This window comes from Curtobacterium sp. NPDC090217 (genome assembly GCF_044746705.1).
Lineage (GTDB): Bacteria > Actinomycetota > Actinomycetes > Actinomycetales > Microbacteriaceae > Curtobacterium.
Genome location: NZ_JBIVCR010000001.1, coordinates 31224 through 48937, shown reverse-complemented (window position 1 = coordinate 48937; position 17714 = coordinate 31224). Strand labels below are relative to the sequence as shown.

General features: G+C 73.0%; 14 protein-coding genes. 3 read left to right on the top strand and 11 right to left on the bottom strand.

Going from position 1 to position 17714, the window contains the following annotated elements; all coding sequences use genetic code 11:
• Nucleotide 1 precedes the first annotated feature (1 nt).
• The 8 genes from ACIPJ2_RS00215 to ACIPJ2_RS00180 all read right to left on the bottom strand — a co-directional run bounded on the left by ACIPJ2_RS00215 (nt 2) and on the right by ACIPJ2_RS00180 (nt 10183).
• Nucleotides 2-880: an aldo/keto reductase gene (locus ACIPJ2_RS00215; RefSeq protein WP_402727073.1), complete on the bottom strand. Its 879-nt coding sequence runs from the start codon at nt 878-880 to the stop codon at nt 2-4.
• A gap of 34 nt (nt 881-914) precedes the next feature.
• Complete coding sequence (locus ACIPJ2_RS00210; RefSeq protein ID WP_402727072.1) at nt 915-2168, bottom strand: FAD-dependent oxidoreductase; 1254 nt, start codon at nt 2166-2168, stop codon at nt 915-917.
• 61 nt (nt 2169-2229) lie between these two features.
• Nucleotides 2230-2898 carry an ABC transporter ATP-binding protein gene (locus ACIPJ2_RS00205; protein ID WP_402727071.1) on the bottom strand — a complete coding sequence of 223 codons (669 nt, stop codon included), beginning with the start codon at nt 2896-2898 and terminating at the stop codon, nt 2230-2232.
• Nucleotides 2895-3752 carry an ABC transporter ATP-binding protein gene (locus tag ACIPJ2_RS00200; RefSeq protein WP_402727070.1) on the bottom strand — a complete coding sequence of 286 codons (858 nt, stop codon included), beginning with the start codon at nt 3750-3752 and terminating at the stop codon, nt 2895-2897. The genes ACIPJ2_RS00205 and ACIPJ2_RS00200 overlap by 4 nt, the downstream gene beginning before the upstream one ends.
• On the bottom strand, nt 3749-6469 hold the full coding sequence (locus ACIPJ2_RS00195) for a hypothetical protein (protein ID WP_402727069.1): 2721 nt from the start codon (nt 6467-6469) through the stop codon (nt 3749-3751). Before ACIPJ2_RS00195 ends, ACIPJ2_RS00200 begins: the two co-directional genes overlap by 4 nt.
• Nucleotides 6466-8826 carry a hypothetical protein gene (locus ACIPJ2_RS00190; protein WP_402727068.1) on the bottom strand — a complete coding sequence of 787 codons (2361 nt, stop codon included), beginning with the start codon at nt 8824-8826 and terminating at the stop codon, nt 6466-6468. Before ACIPJ2_RS00190 ends, ACIPJ2_RS00195 begins: the two co-directional genes overlap by 4 nt.
• A 24-nt stretch (nt 8827-8850) precedes the next feature.
• On the bottom strand, nt 8851-9300 hold the full coding sequence (locus tag ACIPJ2_RS00185; RefSeq protein ID WP_402727067.1) for a DUF6264 family protein: 450 nt from the start codon (nt 9298-9300) through the stop codon (nt 8851-8853).
• Between the two features lie 10 nt (nt 9301-9310).
• Nucleotides 9311-10183, bottom strand: a complete 873-nt coding sequence (locus ACIPJ2_RS00180; protein WP_281265774.1) for a CoA ester lyase — start codon at nt 10181-10183, stop codon at nt 9311-9313.
• 352 nt (nt 10184-10535) lie between these two features.
• On the opposite strand from ACIPJ2_RS00180, the gene ACIPJ2_RS00175 reads away from it, so the two are divergent.
• Both ACIPJ2_RS00175 and ACIPJ2_RS00170 read left to right on the top strand, forming a co-directional pair.
• Nucleotides 10536-14216: an AAA family ATPase gene (locus ACIPJ2_RS00175; RefSeq protein ID WP_402728292.1), complete on the top strand. Its 3681-nt coding sequence runs from the start codon at nt 10536-10538 to the stop codon at nt 14214-14216.
• Between the two features lie 312 nt (nt 14217-14528).
• Nucleotides 14529-15113, top strand: coding sequence for a CDP-alcohol phosphatidyltransferase family protein (locus ACIPJ2_RS00170; protein ID WP_402727066.1), 585 nt, complete (start codon nt 14529-14531; stop codon nt 15111-15113).
• A gap of 130 nt (nt 15114-15243) precedes the next feature.
• Here the strand turns inward: ACIPJ2_RS00170 and mscL are convergent, their stop codons facing one another.
• From mscL to ACIPJ2_RS00155, 3 genes are all read right to left on the bottom strand, one after another.
• The gene (gene mscL / locus ACIPJ2_RS00165) at nt 15244-15738 is read right to left on the bottom strand and encodes a large conductance mechanosensitive channel protein MscL (RefSeq protein WP_281265771.1); all 495 of its coding nucleotides are present in this window, start codon (nt 15736-15738) and stop codon (nt 15244-15246) included.
• A 72-nt stretch (nt 15739-15810) separates the two neighbouring features.
• Nucleotides 15811-16104 (bottom strand): FmdB family zinc ribbon protein, encoded by a 294-nt coding sequence (locus tag ACIPJ2_RS00160; protein WP_402727065.1) that lies wholly within the window; start codon nt 16102-16104, stop codon nt 15811-15813.
• A 1-nt stretch (nt 16105) separates the two neighbouring features.
• Complete coding sequence (locus ACIPJ2_RS00155) at nt 16106-16690, bottom strand: 5-formyltetrahydrofolate cyclo-ligase (RefSeq protein ID WP_402727064.1); 585 nt, start codon at nt 16688-16690, stop codon at nt 16106-16108.
• 113 nt (nt 16691-16803) lie between these two features.
• On the opposite strand from ACIPJ2_RS00155, the gene galU reads away from it, so the two are divergent.
• Complete coding sequence (gene galU, locus ACIPJ2_RS00150) at nt 16804-17694, top strand: UTP--glucose-1-phosphate uridylyltransferase GalU (RefSeq protein WP_281265768.1); 891 nt, start codon at nt 16804-16806, stop codon at nt 17692-17694.
• The last annotated feature ends 20 nt before the right edge of the window (nt 17695-17714 follow it).

The following is a 17714-nucleotide window of genomic DNA, read 5'->3' as shown; positions in this document are numbered from 1 at the left end:
CTCAGGCCGCAGCCGCCTGCGCGGCGTCGAGTCGTGCGATGTCCTCCGGTCGGAGCTTCACGGTCGCCGCGGTCACCGAGTTGAGGATCGACTGCGGCCGTGACGCGCCCGGGATCGGGATGACGACGTCGCTCTTCGCGAGCTCCCACGCCAGGGCGATCACCTGCGGTGTGACGCCGCGGTCCCGCGCGACGGTCGCGAAGTCCGCGTAGGTCGACCCGAGGTCCGCCGCTCCCGCGATGCCGCCGAGCGGGCTCCACGGCAGGAACGCGATGCTCATCTCGTCGCAGAGTTCGAGCTCGGCCTCGCTCGACCGGAACGCCGGCGAGAACTGGTTCTGCACGGACACGAGCCGTCCGTCGAGGACCTCGTTCGCGAGACGGATCTGGTCGACGTCGGCGTTCGAGATGCCGGCCATCCGGATCACGCCCTCGTCGAGGAGCTCGGCGAGTGCTCCGATCGAGTCCGCGTATGGGACCGCCGGGTCCGGGCGGTGGAACTGGTAGAGGTCGATCGTCTCGACGCCGAGGCGCTTCGCGGAGGCCTTGGCCGCCTCCTTGAGGTACTCGGGATGACCGTTCTGCGCCCACGCGCCCGGCTCCGGTCGGAGGTGCCCGCCCTTCGTCGCGATGAGCACCTGGGACGCGTCGCCGTGGTACTCCCGCACCGCCCGGCCGATGAGCTCCTCGTTGTGCCCGACCTCGTCGTGTGCGGCCAGGTGATAGGCGTCCGCGGTGTCGATGAGCGTCACGCCGGCCTCGAGTGCCGCGTGGATCGTCGCGATCGCCTGGCGCTCGTCCGGTCGTCCCTCGATGGACATCGGCATGCCGCCGAGTCCGATCGCGCTGACGTTGGTGTCCCCGATGGTTCGCTGCTTCATCCGCCCAGCATGCGCCGATGCTCGATCGCCGGACTCAGGAGCCTCGTCGAGCCCACGCCGGGGCGTGCTCGGGGAGCGGCCCGAACGCGATCCCGCGTGCGTAGACCCCGCTGGCCGGCGGCACGTACTTCGCCAGCAGGACCGGCAGCAGCGGCGGTCCGTCCTGCAGCTTCCCCGCGAACGCGCGCTCGAACACGATGCGGTGCAGTGCGCGTTGCGCGCCCTGCACCAGCACCGCCGGCGGGGTCCGGCGGCGTTCGACCGCGGCGAGGGTCCGGTTCAGCGCCCGTCCGCGGACGCCCCCGACGATCGCCGGCGCCAGGATCGCGGCCGTCGCGACGGCGTCCTGCACCGCGAGGTTGATCCCGACGCCGCCGGCCGGCGACATCGCGTGCGCGGCGTCACCGATGCACAGGAACGCCGGTCGCCACCACCGGCGCAGGCGGTCCATCCGCACGTCGAGCACGTGCACGTCGTCCATCGACCCGATCGCGGACACCCGGTCGGCGAACGACGGCCGGAGTCGGGCGACCCTGGCACGGAAGTCCTCGACGCCGCGGGCCCGGAGCGCGGCATCCGACCCCTTCGGCGCGAAGTACGCGACCTGGTGGTAGTCGCGCCGCGGGAAGCTGAGCAGTACGTCGGTGCCGTCGAACGCGGGGACGAGTGCGGTCTCCGCGTCGCTCGGCTCCTTCGGCAGCCGGAACCACCAGGTGTCGAACGGCACGGGGAACTGCTTCGGGCGGAGGCCGGCGGCAGCGCGGAGGACGGAGTCGCGTCCGTCGCACGCGACCACGACGTCGGCGCGGAGCTCCTCGTGCTCGCCGTCACCGCGGTACGGGTGCAGGTGCACGCCCGCCACGACGCCGTTCTCGACGATCAGGGCCGACGCCGCCTGCCCCATCGAGATCTCGAACGACGGTTCCTGCCGTGCTGCGCTGACGAGCATGTCGAGGAGGTCCCACTGCGGGACCATCGCCACGTGGTCGTACGGCGGGCTCAGGCGCGAGAAGTCGCCGAGCAGCAGCCGGGAGCCGTCCGGCATCGGCAGGGAGAAGTCGTCGAGCCGTGACTGCGGGATCGCCCGGAAGCGGTCGCCCAGCCCGAGCTCGTCGAGCAACCGGATCGTCGAGGCGTGCACCGTGTCGCCGCGGAAGTCGCGGTTGAAGTCGTCGTGCTTCTCCACGACGCGCACCCGGATCCCCGCTCGGGCGAGGAGCAGCCCGAGCACCACGCCGGCGGGCCCGCCGCCCACGATCGCGACCGTCGTCCGGCTCACCGTGACCATGGTGCAGACGGTACGCCCCACCGGACGGGAGGCTCGTGGCCAGTCCGCCACGACCCTCCCGTCAGCGGTCCGGCAGCTCCACCACGCGCGTCGCGCGGTCCGCGAACGCGTCGTCGGAGGTGGCGACCACCAGCGCGAGACCGGTCCGTTCGACGAGCCCGGCGAGCAGGTCCACGATCCCGGCGGAGGTGATGCTGTCCAGTTGGGCGGTCGGCTCGTCCGCGAGCAGCAGCCCCGGTCTGCCCACCACGGCGCGGGCGACGCCGACGCGCTGCTGCTGGCCTCCGGAGAGCTCGTCTGGCCGCTGCGCACCGTGGCCGTCGAGGCCGACCTCGCGGAGCGCCGCTCGGACCCGGTCGTCCCGCTCGGCGGGGTCGACGCGGGCGATGCGCAACGGCACCTCCACGTTCTCGGCCGCGGTCAGCTCGGCCAGCAGCCGGAAGTCCTGGAAGACGAAGGCCACGCGGTCGCGCCGCATCGCCAGGAGCTCGTCCTCGGAGCGCGGCGCGAGCGGTACTCCGTCGACGGCGACCTCGCCGCGCGTCGGCCGGACGAGGCCGCCGAGGATGCGCAGCAGCGTGGACTTGCCCGATCCGGACGAGCCGTGCACGACGACGAGCTCGCCGCGGTCTGCGGAGAGGTCGACCGCGTCCAGCGCGCGGACGACACCGGCGGGGGAGTAGTGGTCGTGCCCGAGGCCGCTGGCGACCAGGACCGGTGCCGCGGTCATCGGCCCGCTCCAGGTCGGATCGCGACGTGGTCGTCGTGCAGGCTCAGTCGGACCCGGTCGTGGAGCCCGAGCGCTTGCTGGAACGACTCCGGGAGCTGGAGGCGTCCCGCCGCGTCGACCACCGCGTACTCCTCGCCCGGGCCGGTGTCGAGGTCGTCGCGGATCGTCTCGGTGGACGTCCGGCCGTCCCGGATCCGCACCGTCCTGCGGACCTGGGCGGCGACGCGCTCGTCGTGCGTGACGACGAGCATCGTGACGCCGCTGGCCTCGTTCACGGCACGCATGGTGGCGAGGACGGCGCGGGCGCTCTCACGGTCGAGCGCACCGGTGGGCTCGTCGGCGAGGAGCACGCGCGGCTCGTTCGCGAGCGCGACCCCGAGTGCGGCGAGCTGCTGCAGCCCGCCGGACAGGTCCTCGGGGAGGGCGTCGGCGTGGTCGCGCATGCCGACCAGGTCGAGGACGGCCGCGGTCCGGTCGGCACGGGCCCGACCGCGCACCCCGGCCACGGCGAGCACCGCGGCGACGTTCTGCGCGACGCTGAGGTACGGGATGAGGTTCCTGGCCGTCTGCTGCCACACGAAGCCGACGGCGTGCCGGTGAAACGCCGTGCGGCGCCGCGGTGACAGCCCGGACAGGTCGGTCCCGGCCACGACCGCGGTGCCGGCAGAGGGCTCGTCGAGCGCCGAGAGGATGCCGAGCAGGGTGGACTTGCCGCTGCCGGACTCGCCGACGACCGCGACCATCTCGCCGCGTCGGACGGTCAGCGTGAGGCCCTGGAGGGCCTGCACCTCGACGTCCCTGGACCGGAAGATGCGGACGAGGTCGCGGCAGACGATGTCCTCGGTGTCGCTCATGGACGGCTCCTGTTCTGCGGACGCGGACTGGGACGGTGTGCTGGTGGCGTGCCGGCGGCGACCTCGACGACGAGCACCGTGAGCAGCGCGACCACGACGACGGCGACCGTGCCGCCGAACACCCACGGGTCGAGGGCGACCGGCGGCTGCACCGGGCTCCCCGTGAAGGACCTGAGGTCGGCCGCGGGGAGCATGAGCACCACGGCGGCGGCCGCGACGACCACCCCCGCGACGACGATCGTGACGAGGAGCGGGACCGACTCGGCGACGATCACCCGGCGGTTCCGACGGCGGTCGAGGCCGAGGGTGGCGAGCAGTCGCCCGCGTTCCCGCCGACCGGCCGCGGCGAGCAACCCCGAGGCGGCGAGCGCGCCGGCGCCGATCACGACGCCGAGCAGCGCGGCGACGACGGCGATCGTCCGGACGCCGGGCACCCGCGGGTCGGCTGTGAGCTCGCGCGCGACGCTCGAGGCCGTCTGCACGGTGCCGTCCGGGGCCGCCGCGCGGAGGCGCGGCACGACGCGGTCGACGTCCGCACCGAGGCTGAGCGCGACGAGCACCCGGTCCACGCTGCCGGTCGAGGTGAGGTCGGACGCGTTCCGGACGTCGACCAGCATCCACTTCGCGGCGTCCGTGAACGGCGACGGGTCCGGCGCGGTCCCGACCACCCTGACGCGCGTCCCGAGGACGGACCCGCCGTGCCGGAGGTCCTCGGCGAGGGATTCCGAGACGACGACCGGGACCGACGCCGTGGCGGGACCGCGCAGCGCCCTCGGGGTGGGCAGCGCGCCGGGGATGCCGCGCTGCGTCGCCCCGAGCGCTGCCGAGTCGCCGACGAGCAGCGTCGAGGTGACCGTTCCCGACCGGGTGTCGAGGCTGACGGCGTCCGTGGTCGCGATCCCCGTCGCGGACGCCACGCCGCGGACCCGGCCGATCGCGGTGACCTGGTCGTCGTCGAGCGCTGGGGCCTCGATCGAGACCGTCGCTCCGACCGACCGCCGCGCGGCTTCGTCGAGTCCGTGCACGAGCGTGCTGCCGACGACACTGCCGAGAAGTGCGACGGCCACCCCGGCCGTGGTGACGCCGATCGCGACGGTCCGGGCGACGCCCCCTCGCGCCGTCGTGATCGAGCCGAGGAGGCCCGCCAGGTCGGCGCCGCGGCGGAACGCCCGCACGACGACGCGCAACGCCACGGGGAGCAGCCGGGTCGCGAGCACGGTGCCAGAGGCCGCGAGCAACACCGGCAGCGCGGCGGCGAGCGGATCGATGCGCCCGTCCGGCGCGGCCGTGGCGATGCCGGCACGCGCCGAGACGAACGCCGCCACCGCGGTCGCGACGAGGACGGCGCTCTCGACGACGAGCCGGAGTCGTGGCGCGCGCGCCCGGGACCGCCCACCGGGGACGAGCGCAGCAGCCGCGAGGCACGGGACGACGGCGCTCGCCGACGCTGCGACCGTGATCCCCGCCGCCAGCGTTCCCGTTCCGGCGTCCGAGCCGGCGCCGATCGCCGTGAGGACGGCCGCAGCGGTCCCGGCACCGAGCAGCGCGGCGGGCACGGCGGCGCAGGCGACGAGGAGGGCAGCCAGACCGCCGCGGAGCACCCGACCGCCGCCGCGTGCCGCGAGGAGCTGCCACCGGTCCCGGTCGCGTTCGACGGTGAGGAGCGCGACGAGGGCCATGACCCCGACCACGGCGACGAGCGGGCCCGTCCCGAGCGCGGCGGTCAGCGTGCCGACGGTCGCGTCGCGGGCAGCCGCGGCGTCGAGGAGCCCGGGGAGGCCGGTCGTCAGGCGCGCTGAGCCCGAGACCGTCGAGGGCAGTGGTGTGAGACGGGAGAGCGTGGTCCTCGCGGCGTCGGACAGCGCCGCGCGGTTCGCCGTCGTCACCGCGTCCGGCCGGAGCGCGAACCACGCCCGCCCGTGGACCGCGCGGAGGTTGCCGGCGAGCGCGCCGGCCGACCCGGGAGCGGCGTACGCGACGCCGGTCTCGGCCGTCCCACCGGGCCCGAGCGCGAGCTTCGCCGGACGGAGCGTCGTCGGGGTCTGCGTCCAGGCGTCCTCCTTCGGGTCGTCGGCGGCGTAGGTCCCGACCAGGTCCATGGTCGTCTCGCCCCCGGTGTCAGCGACGACCCTTGTCGTCCCGACGGGCCACTCGACGGCGGACGCGACGGGACGGGAGAGCACGACCTCGATCGCTCCCGGGTCGGTGGACGGCCGCGGAGCCCGCCCCTCGACGATGTGCGATCGTCCCGCGAACCCGGGATCAGCCGCGATCGCGATGTACGCGGGGGGCTTCGAGGGCTCCTGGGCGAGCGGCATGAGCTCGGTCTGCGCCACGTACTCGCCGGGACGGGTGGCCGACCGGAGGACGGCCGGCATCGCCCGTCGCGCGTCGTCCAGCGCGGGAGCGATGCCGACGAAGGCCGCCTGTGCGCCGGACGTGACCGGGTCTGTGGCGGCGGAGCCGGCGACGTCCGCGGGGGCGGAGCCCGGCTCTGCCACGACGAAGGTGGCCTGCAGGTCCCGTTCGACGGGCGTCGCCCTGGTCAGGTCGTGCTGGACCCCGGCGGTCTGCAGCCCACCGAGCACGGGGAGCACGACCGCCCCGGCGACGGTGGCGAGGTACACCACCGCGGCGATCGCGACGAGGGGACCGCGGTGCGATCGGGCGACCCGACGCGCGGCCGCACCGGTCGTGGCGCGTCGCGACCGGCTCACGAGTCGCCCTCCGTCCGGCGTCCGCGCACGACCACCACGGTCGCGACGACCGCGGTCACCACGAGCAGGACGACGGGCGCGACGAACGCCGCCGGGGTCACCGCGACCGGGGCAGCGTCGACGAGCCCGCGCGCCGCCGGGACCGCCGCGACGGCGAACGGAGCCACGGTCGTGCCGACCGCGAGGATGCCCGCCGCCGTTCCGCCGAGCACCCCGAGGACCGCTGGGAGGGAGGAGCCGAGCCCGCGAGCGGCCGCCGACCGCCTCGCCGGGACTCCGAGCGCCCGGAGCACCCGTCGCGCCGGATCGGGCTCGGCGCCGACGATCGCCAGCACGAGGAGCACGAGGAGCGCACCGAGGGCAGCGGTCGTGGCGAGGCCGGCCACCGCGGTGGCGACCACGGGACCGGACCGGACCGCCGCACCGGATGTCACGGTCGAACCACGGGAGAGACCGGTGCGGAGCGACTCCACGACGGACGTCGGGTCGGAGGTCGTGATCCAGCGTTCGCCCACGCGCGGCACGGCCGAGCCCGCGGGCGCGGCACCCCCGTCGATCGTCGTCGCGACGAGCGTGGACAGGTCCGTCACGACGGCGCTGCGACTCCCCGTCCCCGGCACTGACGCGACGATCGCCCGGACGGTGCTCGCGACGGGGCTTCCCGTGGACGCGGGCGTGACGTCCAGGTGCGATCCGATCCGGACACCGAGACGGTCCGCGAGGGTGCTGGTCAGGACGACGGGCAGGCGCCCGTTGCCCGGTGACCGGCCGAGGACGATCCTGGCGGGCGGAGCGAGGTCGACCGCGGTGGTCTCGCCCGAGACGGGCCCGGCGGCGCCGTCGACGGTGGCCCCGACGGCGACACGGAGCCGCGACGAGGTGAACGTCGAGTCGGTGTCGGCGGGCCGGGACGCGAACGTCAGGGTCGGCTCGACGGCGAGCAGACGCCAGCCGGACCCGGAGGACGGCAGGGTCCCCGTCAGCCGAGCAGCGCCACCGACCGCGACCGCGCCGGTGCCGTCGGCGGAGCTGGTGAGGGTGACCAGCGCGGGAACCCCGTCGTCGTCCACGACCCAGGCGGCGAACCGCACCGAGCCCACCGCGTCCGGCCGCTGCACGTCGTCGAACGTCGCCACGGTGGTCCGTACGTCGATCGACACCGAGCGTCGTCCCGGGACCAGCGGCACCCCTGACCGGTGCGCGGGGCCGAGTCGATCCGCTCCGGTGCCCGGGAGGAGTGCGGCGGCACGTGCTGCCGACGTCGCGACGATCGGCACGTCCACGGACCCCACGCCGACGGTGTCGGTCCACACCGGGGTGATGCTGCCGGAGGCCGGCCGATGGAGGCGGATGCGCTGGAGGGGCGAGCGCTCGCCGACGACCGCGTCCCCGTCCAACCGCACCCGCACGTCCGGACCGACGACGGCGCGGGCGGTGTCGTCGTCCACCTCGGCGACGGTCGCCGCGAATCCCGCGACGAACACCCCGGTGGCGGCCACGATCGAGACGACGAGGACCCCGGGCGCCGAGGACGCCCACGTGCGCGCGGTCCGGCGGGCGGTGAGCGCCGGCAGCAGCCCGCGCCATCCCGTGGCCGACCGGGCGACGACCCGCGCGGCCACGCTCCCGAGGAGCACGACGACCGACGCCCCGGCGACGATCCAGACGACGGGTGCCGCGGCGGCGACCACGTCGACCGTGACAGTGCGCCGGACGACGTCGATCGGGACGCCAGCGGTGAAGAGCCGCCACGTCGCGAACACCGCGGCGGCGACGAGCACGCCCGCCGCGACGACCTGCCCGACGATCCCGGTGGTCGACCGACGGCGCCGTCCGACGACCGCGGCGGGGACGATCGTGCCGACCAGGACGGCAGCGCAGACGGTGGCCGTGACGACCGACGAGATGGAGCCGGTCGACGGTCCGGTCGGCAGTGACACGGCGACGGCAACGGCCGTGCCGACGGCCGACCCGACCGCGGCCGTGACGATCCCCTCCGCCGCACCCCAGCGTGCGAGCTGGCCGCGGGTCGCGCCGCGCGCGGTGAGGAGGGCGTCCTCCGCCGACCGCACCAGGTCGAGCCGTGTGGCGACCACGACGAGGGCGACCAGGGCGAGGACCCCCAGCACGGCGACCGCGAGGCCGTCCAGTGCGACCGCCACACCGACCGCTGCGCGCGCTGTGGCAGGATCCGTGATCGCTGCGGAGCGGTCCCGTGCGGCGGCCGGTCCGATCACCAGGACCAGTACGGCGGTGGCAGCGGCGAACGCCACCACGGCGGTGGTGACGGCGAGCAGACCGACCCGTCGTCGTGCCCGTGCACGCCACGGGTGCTGTGGTCTGCGCCGAACCCCCATCCCGACGAATCTAGGGGAAGGCCGTCACACGCCGCTGCTGATCGGTCCCGTCGACGAGGGCGTGTCGTCCGCGGCGCCCGCGAACACGACGCCGCCCCACGTGATGCACGCCACCGCGAGCACGAAGCCGACCGCCGCGATCCACCACGACGTCCGGCGTCGGATCCAGGCACCGATCGCGAGCACCACCGTCGCGACGCCGATCACGAACGCGCCGCCGACCGCGAGCGCCGCGCCACCGAAGTACCCGCCGGGGGAGCACCCCGCTGCGGCGTCGCACGCCGCGGTCGCGGAGATCGTCACGATCAGCCCCACGATCGCGGCGACGATCGTCATGAGCGCCCCGAAGACCAGGAGCAGGATCGTGGTGATCCGGTCGGCGATCTTCCCGGGCGGGAACAGGGTCGTCGCGCCCTGCTGCCACTCGGTGGGCGTCGGGCGGCCCGGTGTGGGATCGGGTGCTGACCATGTCATCGCGGTACCCCTATCGTGCTTCGACGCCGAAGGCCTCGGCGAGTCGCTGGATCTTCTGTGCACGGCCGAGTCGCGGCAGGTCGGAGCCGTCGCGGATGACGCGCCCGCGCGCCTCGAAGTCGTCGAGGAAGTCCTGCGCCCAGGCGACGTCCGTCGGGGTGGGGGAGATGACCTCGTTGATGACCGGCAGCTGCTCGGTGTCGAGGCACAGCTTGCCGGTGAGCCCGAGGGACACCGCGACCTGCGACTGCTCGCGCAGGATCGGGTGCGACGAGCCGACCGTGGGGCCGTCGATCGGACCGGGCAGGTCGCCGACGCGGGACGCCACGACGAGCCGGGACCGCGGGTACGCCATCGCGAGCGTGTCCGCCGAGGTCCCGGTGTCGCGGCGGTAGTCGCCGCTGCCGAAGGCCAGCCGGAACGCGCCCTGCGCCCGGGCGATCGACGTCGCCTCTTCGATGCCGAGGGCGGACTCGACGAGGGCGATCACCGGCGTCTGTCCACCGAGACGGTGCCAGGTGTCGGTGACCTGCGCCGGGCTCTCGGTCTTCGCGAGCATCACGCCCTGCAGACCGGGCAGCCCGCGGAGCTCCTCGACGTCGTCGGCCCAGAAGTCGGTCGTGACGTCGTTGATCCGCACCCAGGCGTCGCCGCCACCGGTCAGCCACTCGGCCACGGTGGACCGTGCGGCGGGCTTCGCGGCGGGGTCGACGGCGTCCTCGATGTCGAGGATCACCTGGTCCGCGCGGGACCGGGTGGCGGACTCGAAGCGGTCGGACGCGGTCCCGGCGACGAGGAGCCACGAGCGCGAGATCTCGGCGGGGACCGTTCGACGCCGCGACGGAGCGGCAGTGGGCGGGGCGGTGCGGTCGTCGATGGCCATGCCACGTTGGTACCACACACCGCCCTCGCGGATCGCCCGCCGGTCGCCCGATCTGCCCGAAACCTCGGTTCATTGCCAGAGACGCGGGATCCTTCCGCCTACAGTGGGCGTTGTGTGGCGCGCGGACAGAGTGACCGGCGGCGAGGACGACGTGAACGACGACGTCTCCGCCGAGGACACGCGCGCGTCCGGGGGCGACCAGCACGTCGGGGGCGACCAGACCGTCGGGGGCGACGAGCCGCACGACGACCAGCAGCAGCAGCACGGGCAGGACGAGACCACGAGCACCGCGGACGCCACCACCGACCCGAACGACGACGACCTCGACCGCTCGCTCCGACCCGAGCTCCAGATGACGAGCCCGCACGCGATCAGCCTCGGCGACCCGCGGCTCACGGCGACGAACGCGGCCGAGCCGGTCTGGGACGCCTGGCGCTCGCAGCTCGCCGGCGTCGGCGGCACCAGTCCGCTCGTGCACTTCGCTGACCACCCGCGTGCGCGCATCGAGCTCTCCACGACGCACCCCGGCGGACTCGCGCAGTTCATCACCGGCAAGACCACCCTGCTCTCCAGCCTGATCCGCGACGAGGTCGCCCTCCGTGCGGCGCGAATCGCTGCCGGACACGTCGAGGCGAAGGGCACCGAGCTCGCCACCGTGCGCGGCATCGACGCCGTGAACCTCGGCATCGGCATGGCCGACTGGAAGCACGGCGACGAGCAGTACCGCGGCCCGGTGCTCCTCCGTCCGCTCGCGATCCGTCGTCACGGCCGTGACTTCGAGGTCCGCCTACTCGGTGAGCCCGTCCTCAACCCGGCCCTGGCCGATGCGCTCCGTGAGCAGTTCGGCGTCACGCTCGACGCGCAGGCGTTCGTCGCGCTCGCCCAGCAGGACGGCTCGTTCACCCCGAACCCGGTGATCGACCGCCTCCGCGGGCTGACCGCGCACATCCCCGGCTTCTCAGTGCACGCCCGGCTCGTCGTGTCGACCTTCGCGGAGGTCGCCACCGGCCTGGTCGAGGACACGAAGGACCTGTCGCACCCGGTGCTCGACGCCCTCGCCGGCAACCCCAGCGCCAAGTGGCAGGTCGAGCAGTCCTACCGTCCGGTCGAGCAGACCCCGTCGGACGAGCGCAGCCCCGACACCGACACGCTCCTGCTCGACGCCGACGACGAGCAGGAGAACGTGATCGCGCAGATCACGGCCGGCAACTCGATCGTCGTGAAGACCCTCCCGGGTACCGGCGGGACGCAGACCATCGTGAACGCGCTCGGTGGCCTCGTCGCCGCGAACAAGCGCGTCCTCGTGGTGAGCCCGCGCCGCGCGACCCTGCGTGGGATCGCCGCGCGCTTCGCCGAGGTGCAGCTCCCCGGTGTCGCCGTGACGCCGTCGACGCTCCGCCGCGACGTCGTCCGGGCCATCGCGCGCAACGAGAAGGCGACCCGTCCGAGCCTCCGCGAGGTCGACGACGCCCTGGTCCGCCTCCGCAAGGTCCTGAAGGACTACCGCGGCGCCCTGTCCCGCACCGACCGCGACTTCGGCGTCAGCGTCCTCGACTGCCTGGTCGAGCTCTCGCGCCTGTCGCTCCTGCCCGTCCCGCCGTCGACGACGGCACGGCTCTCGAAGCAGTCCGTCGCCGCCATGGTCCAGGGGCGCTCCCGCGTCGCCGAGACGATGGTCAGCGCCGCGAACCTCGGGGAGTTCCGATACGGCCCGGACGACTCGCCCTGGTACGGCGCGAAGTTCTCGTCGAGCGACGGTGCCCAGCGCGCGCACAAGATCGCGAAGGACCTGCACGACGGCGCCCTGCCGACGCTGCTCCAGCGGGCGCACGAACTCATCGCGTCCACCCGGATGCGGCAGTTCACCACGGTGAACGAGCTCGGGATCTACCTGCGCCTGCTCACCGAGATCCGCGACACCCTCGACCGCTTCCTGCCGGTGGTGTTCGACCGCTCGGTCTCGGAGCTCGTGGCCGCCACCGCGCCCCGAGGCGAGGGCGCCCCGATGTCGAGCACCAACCGCCGCCGGCTGAAGAAGCTGGCGCGCGAGTACGTCCGACCGGGTGTGCACGTGTCCGACCTGCACGAAGCGCTCTCCCGCGTGCAGCAGCAGCGTGTGCTCTGGCAGCGCTACGTCGCCGCCGGCGTGAACCCCGAGGTCCCCACCGGCATCGCGGACGTGCAGGTGCTGTTCTCCAACGTGGTCGAGGACCTTGCGCGCCTCGACGAGCCGCTCGGTCGCACCAGCCGCGACGAGCAACTCGCGAACATGCCCGTCGAGGACCTCGTGCCGTACATCGGCACGCTCGCGGCGGACTCCGACGTCCTGCACAACCTGCAGGAGCGCACCGAGCTCATGCAGACGCTCCGTGACCTGCAGCTCGAGCCGCTCATCACCGACCTCGCGAACCGGCACGTCCCGGACACCCAGGTGCCGGCCGAGCTCGAACTCGCCTGGTGGCAGTCGGCGCTCGAGACGATGCTCGAGTCCGACCGGGCACTGCTCGGCGCGAACACCGACATGCTCGACCGGGTCGAGGCCGACTTCCGCCTCGTCGACGACGCGCACGCCGCCGGTGTCTCGCAGGGGCTCGCGTGGCAGCTCGCCGAGAACTGGAAGGTCGGCCTCGTCGACTGGCCGGAAGAGGCGGCGGCGCTGAAGTCCCAGCTCAAGGCGGGCGCGATCACCTCGCGACTCCTGCAGGACTCCGCGCCGCACCTGTCCCGCTCGATCGCGCCGGTGTGGCTGGCGTCCCCGTACGAGGTCCCGCAGATCGCCGACACGATGCCGTTCGACACGGTGATCCTTGTCGACGCCGGTGCCGTCACCATCGCGGAGACCGTCGACGCCGTCCGCCGTGCCCGCCAGACCGTCGTGTTCGGCGACCCGGTGACGCAGACGCCGTCCCCGTTCCGGATCGCCGTCGACCCGACGCACCGCGCACTGCAGGTCGATGAGGAGACCCTCGACGCCCTGCACGCCGACTCCGCGCTCGCGAAGCTCTCGACCCTGCTGCCGACCCTGTCGCTCACGACGTCGTACCGTGCCGGCGGCGAGGACCTCGCCGAGCTCGTGAACCGTCGCTTCTACGGCGGCCGGATCGAGTCGCTGCCGTGGGCCGGCTCCTTCCTCGGCCACGGCTCGATCGCACTCGACTACGTGAGCGACGGCAAGGCCGTTCCCGACCCCGAGTCCGGCGCGGTGGAGAGCGTCGACGCCGAGGTGGACCGCGTGGTCCGGCTCGTCATCGACCACGCCCGGACGCGTCCCACCGAGTCGCTCATGGTGATCACGGCATCGGCGAAGCACGCCGTGCGTGTCGAGCAGGCGGTGCTCACCGCGGCGCAGGGGCACAAGGACCTCACCGAGTTCGTCATCGGAGACCGTGCGGAGCCGTTCATCGTCGCGACGCTCGAGCAGTCGGTGGCGCAGAGCCGTGACCGCGTCGTGTTCTCGATCGGCTACGGCCGCACCCCGCACGGCCGGGTCCTGCGCGACTTCGGTCCGCTCGGCAAGCCCGGAGGCGAGCGGCTCCTCGCGGTCGCGATGACCCGTGCGCGTCGCTCGATGGTCATCGTCACGTGCTTCCAGCCGTCCGACATCGAGGCGGAGCGTATGGGCCACGGCACCGTCGCCCTGGCCGAGATCCTCGCCGAGGTCCGCGCCCGCACCACTGCCGAGTACGTCCCCGACGACTCCGACCCGCTGCTCGTCGACCTGGCGCGCCGGCTCGAGATGCGCGGCATCCCCGTCGCGCTCGGGCACCGCGGCAAGCTCGGCCTGGTGGCCGCGCACGGCGGCGTCTGCGTCACGATCGAGACGGATGCGACGCTCCAGCAGGGCTCGCTCCGTGAGTCGCTGCGGCTCCGTCCTGAGGTCCTCCGTCGACTCGGTTGGCACTACGTGCGCGTGCACGCCTTCCAGCTGTTCTCCGACCCGGACCGGGTCGCGAACACGGTCGCGGCCGTCCTCGGTGTCGACCGTGGGGCAACGCAGGAGATCAGCATCCCCCCGGTACCGGCCCGTCGATGAGTCGGAGGGCCTCCCGGGCCGCCGGTCCGGTCACGCCCGGCACGGACCAACTGGTGGGCACGTGGTCGCGAGCCGACGACGCGGCCGCACCCGAGCCTCCCGTCGGTCCGAACCCGGCCCCGGAGCGGACGGGAGGCGCGGTGCGGCGCAGCAGGCGCGTCACCACCCAGCCGGTGCCGGGCTCCGACCCGTCCCCGGCCCCGGAGCCGCCCCGGCACGACCGCGGCGAGAACGACGCCCGCCTGCTCGGCGACCGCCCTCCCCACTGGGGGTAGGTACGCTGGAGGCCCCGGCCCCCGACGAGAGCAGCTGATGACCGACCCCGCAGTGCGCGAGCGCCCCGACTGGCAGACCTGGCCGAACCTCATCACGCTGGTCCGGTTCCTGCTCATCCCGGTGTTCGTCATCCTGGTCGTGCAGGGGCACCCCGGCTGGGCGCTGGTCTCGCTCGTCGTCCTCGGCGTCTCGGACTGGGCGGACGGCTTCATCGCGCGGAAGTTCGACCAGGGCTCCAAGCTCGGCACCGCGCTCGACCCCGTGGCCGACCGGCTCGCGATCATCGCCGTCGTGCTCTCCCTGGTGCTCGTCGGGCTGCTGCCGTGGATCGTCGTCGTGATCATCGTCGTGGTCGATGCCCTGCTCGCCGTCCTGTCGAGCGTGTGGTTCAAGGGGGACCCCGACCTCAAGGTGTCGTGGACCGGGAAGATCCGCTCCGCCTTGCTCTTCGTCGGGCTGCCCGTGCTGCTGTTCTCGGAGACGTCGTGGGCGTCGGAGCACTCCTGGATCCGGATCACGGCCCTCGTGTTCGTGTGGCTCGGCACCGCGGGGCACGTCCTCGCGGGTGCGCAGTACTTCGCCGCGATGCTCGCGAAGCGCCGCCGCGTCCCCGCCGCGTAGCGGCCGCGGTCTCTGCGTCGCGCCGGGCCACGCCCGAACGTCCACCTCTGCGTCGCGCCCCCGTACGAACATCGCGCCCCGTCGTGACGGGGCGCGATGTTCGTGAGCGGGTGCGATCGAGAACGGCTCGCTAGAGCTTCGTCGTGCTCGGCAGCCCCGGGCCCTCGGGGGCGTCGTTCGGCGCGACGTGCGCGCCACCGTCGAGCGAGCGGCCCTGCTGGGAGCGCAGGAGGTCGCGGATCTCGACGAGGACCTCGACGTCGGTCGGCGGGACGTCCTGCGGCGTCTGCTCCTCGTCCTTCTGGAGCTTGGCGAACGTGCGCTTGATCAGGTGGTTCACCGGCAGGATCAGCGCGAAGTAGACCACCGCGGCGATGATGATGAAGTTGATCGCCGCGCCGATGACCGCGCCGAACTTCAGGGAGGCGTCTCCTCCGGAGACGGTCGGGATGTGCACGATCAGCGTCTTGTCGAGCATCGACGCGTTGAACACGGCGCCGATGAGCGGGTTGATCACGTTCGTGACGATCGAGGTCACGATGGCGGTGAACGCAGCACCGATGACCACGGCGACGGCCAGGTCGATCACGTTTCCGCGGAGCAGGAACTCCTTGAAGCCCTTCACGGGTCTCCTTCCGGGTCGAGGACGGCCGCCGGGCGGCGACCAGTCAAACCTAGCGAGGAGGCGCGACGGGCGTCAGGACGCGGCGGGCTTCGAGGGTGCAGCGGGTGCAGCGGGCGCGGCGGCCGGCGCGGCCTTCGCGGACTCGGACTTCGCGGGCGCGCTGCTGGACGAGCCCTCGGACTTCGGTGCCGGGCGGGAGTCGGTCCGGTAGAAGCCGCCGCCGTTGAACGTCACGCCGACCGGCGAGAACACCTTCCGCAGGACACCGCCGCACGTGGGGCACTCGGTGAGCGTGGCGTCGGAGAACGACTGCTTGATGTCGAACGCGGTGTTGCACTCGGTGCAGCGGTACGAGTAGGTGGGCACGTCAGCTCCGGAACGTGATGATGCGCGACGGCGTGATGATGCCGTCCACGGGTTCGTCGTGGGGTTCGCGCGGGACCTCGTCGAGGTACTCCGCGTCGAAGATCACAGCATAGACGGGCGGACGCTTCGCCATGGACCCGAGGGTCTTGTCGTAGTACCCGCGCCCCCAGCCCATCCGGACGCCGTCGTGTCCGACCGCGGCGGCCGGGGTGAGGATCGCGTCGACGTCGTTGATCGCGAGCGGGGACAGCACCTCGCCGACGACCTCGGGCATGCCGGAGATCCCCTCGGTCTCGCTCGACCCGTCGCCGACCGCCCAGTCGAGCAACCCGTCCTCGCGGGTGATGGGCAGCAGCACGCGGATGTCGCGCTCGAACGCCCAGTTCAGGAACGGTCGGACGTTCGGCTCGTCCGAGGCCGAGAGGTAGAGGGCGATCGACTCGACCTGACGCTCCTCGGCGAACCGTTGCAGGGTCTCGGTGAGCGCCGTCGTGTCCTCGTCGCGTTCGGTCGTGGTCCTGGTGCGTCGGCGCTGGCGGAGCTCGGCCCGCAGCGCGCGCTTCTCGTTGCCGAGATCGGGGATCATGCGAGGGAGTCTAACGATCGCGTCGATGCGGCTTTCCGACTGATCGTGTCCTCATCCCGTGTCCTCTCTTCGTTTACGTCCCCGTAATGGGGGCATCCGATACGGTCATTGGCATGGGCTTCCAGATTTCCAAGGCGGTGATCCCAGCGGCAGGGCTGGGCACCCGCTTCCTCCCCGCGACCAAGGCGATGCCGAAGGAGATGCTCCCCGTCGTCGACAAGCCAGCCATCCAGTACGTGGTGGAAGAGGCCGTCGGCGCAGGACTCACCGACGTGCTGATGATCACCGGGCGCAACAAGAACGCACTCGAGAACCACTTCGACCACGTGTCGGAGCTCGAGGAGACCCTCAAGAAGAAGGGTGACCACGAGAAGCTGCAGAAGGTGAACCAGTCCACGGACCTCGCCGACATGCACTACGTCCGACAGGGCGACCCGCTCGGCCTCGGCCACGCGGTGCTCCGCGCCAAGATGCACGTCGGCCGCGAGCCGTTCGCCGTGCTCCTCGGCGACGACATCATCGACGCCCGCGACCCGCTGCTCCAGCGCATGATCGAGGTCCAGGGCGAGAAGAACGCGACCGTCGTGGCCCTCCTCGAGGTCCCCGAGTCGCAGACCCACCTCTACGGCATCGCCACGGTCGAGGAGACCGACACCGACGACGTCGTGAAGATCACCGGCCTCGTCGAGAAGCCGGCGCAGGGCGAAGCGCCCTCCAACCTGGCCATCATCGGCCGCTACGTCATCCGTCCCGAGGTCTTCGACGTGCTCGAGAAGCAGGAGCCGGGCAAGGGCGGCGAGATCCAGCTGACCGACGCGCTCATGAAGATGGCGAGTGCGGAGGAGTGGACCGGCGGCGTGTACGGCGTCGTGTTCCGTGGACGCCGGTACGACACCGGTGACAAACTCGACTACATCAAGGCGATCGTGCAGCTCGCCTCGGACCGCGATGACCTCGGCCCCGACCTCAAGTCGTGGCTGAAGGAGTTCAACGCGGGCGAATGAGTCGACCCATCCCGCACGGG

Excerpts from the sequence above, each read along its gene's own strand:
- ACIPJ2_RS00215 (WP_402727073.1), bottom strand. The coding sequence starts at position 880 with ATGAAGCAGCGAACCATCGGGGACACCAACGTCAGCGCGATCGGACTC.
- ACIPJ2_RS00210 (WP_402727072.1), bottom strand. The coding sequence starts at position 2,168 with ATGGTCACGGTGAGCCGGACGACGGTCGCGATCGTGGGCGGCGGGCCC.
- ACIPJ2_RS00205 (WP_402727071.1), bottom strand. The coding sequence starts at position 2,898 with ATGACCGCGGCACCGGTCCTGGTCGCCAGCGGCCTCGGGCACGACCAC.
- ACIPJ2_RS00200 (WP_402727070.1), bottom strand. The coding sequence starts at position 3,752 with ATGAGCGACACCGAGGACATCGTCTGCCGCGACCTCGTCCGCATCTTC.
- ACIPJ2_RS00190 (WP_402727068.1), bottom strand. The coding sequence starts at position 8,826 with ATGGGGGTTCGGCGCAGACCACAGCACCCGTGGCGTGCACGGGCACGA.
- ACIPJ2_RS00185 (WP_402727067.1), bottom strand. The coding sequence starts at position 9,300 with ATGACATGGTCAGCACCCGATCCCACACCGGGCCGCCCGACGCCCACC.
- ACIPJ2_RS00180 (WP_281265774.1), bottom strand. The coding sequence starts at position 10,183 with ATGGCCATCGACGACCGCACCGCCCCGCCCACTGCCGCTCCGTCGCGG.
- ACIPJ2_RS00175 (WP_402728292.1), top strand. The coding sequence starts at position 10,536 with ATGACGAGCCCGCACGCGATCAGCCTCGGCGACCCGCGGCTCACGGCG.
- ACIPJ2_RS00170 (WP_402727066.1), top strand. The coding sequence starts at position 14,529 with ATGACCGACCCCGCAGTGCGCGAGCGCCCCGACTGGCAGACCTGGCCG.
- ACIPJ2_RS00155 (WP_402727064.1), bottom strand. The coding sequence starts at position 16,690 with ATGATCCCCGATCTCGGCAACGAGAAGCGCGCGCTGCGGGCCGAGCTC.
- galU (WP_281265768.1), top strand. The coding sequence starts at position 16,804 with ATGGGCTTCCAGATTTCCAAGGCGGTGATCCCAGCGGCAGGGCTGGGC.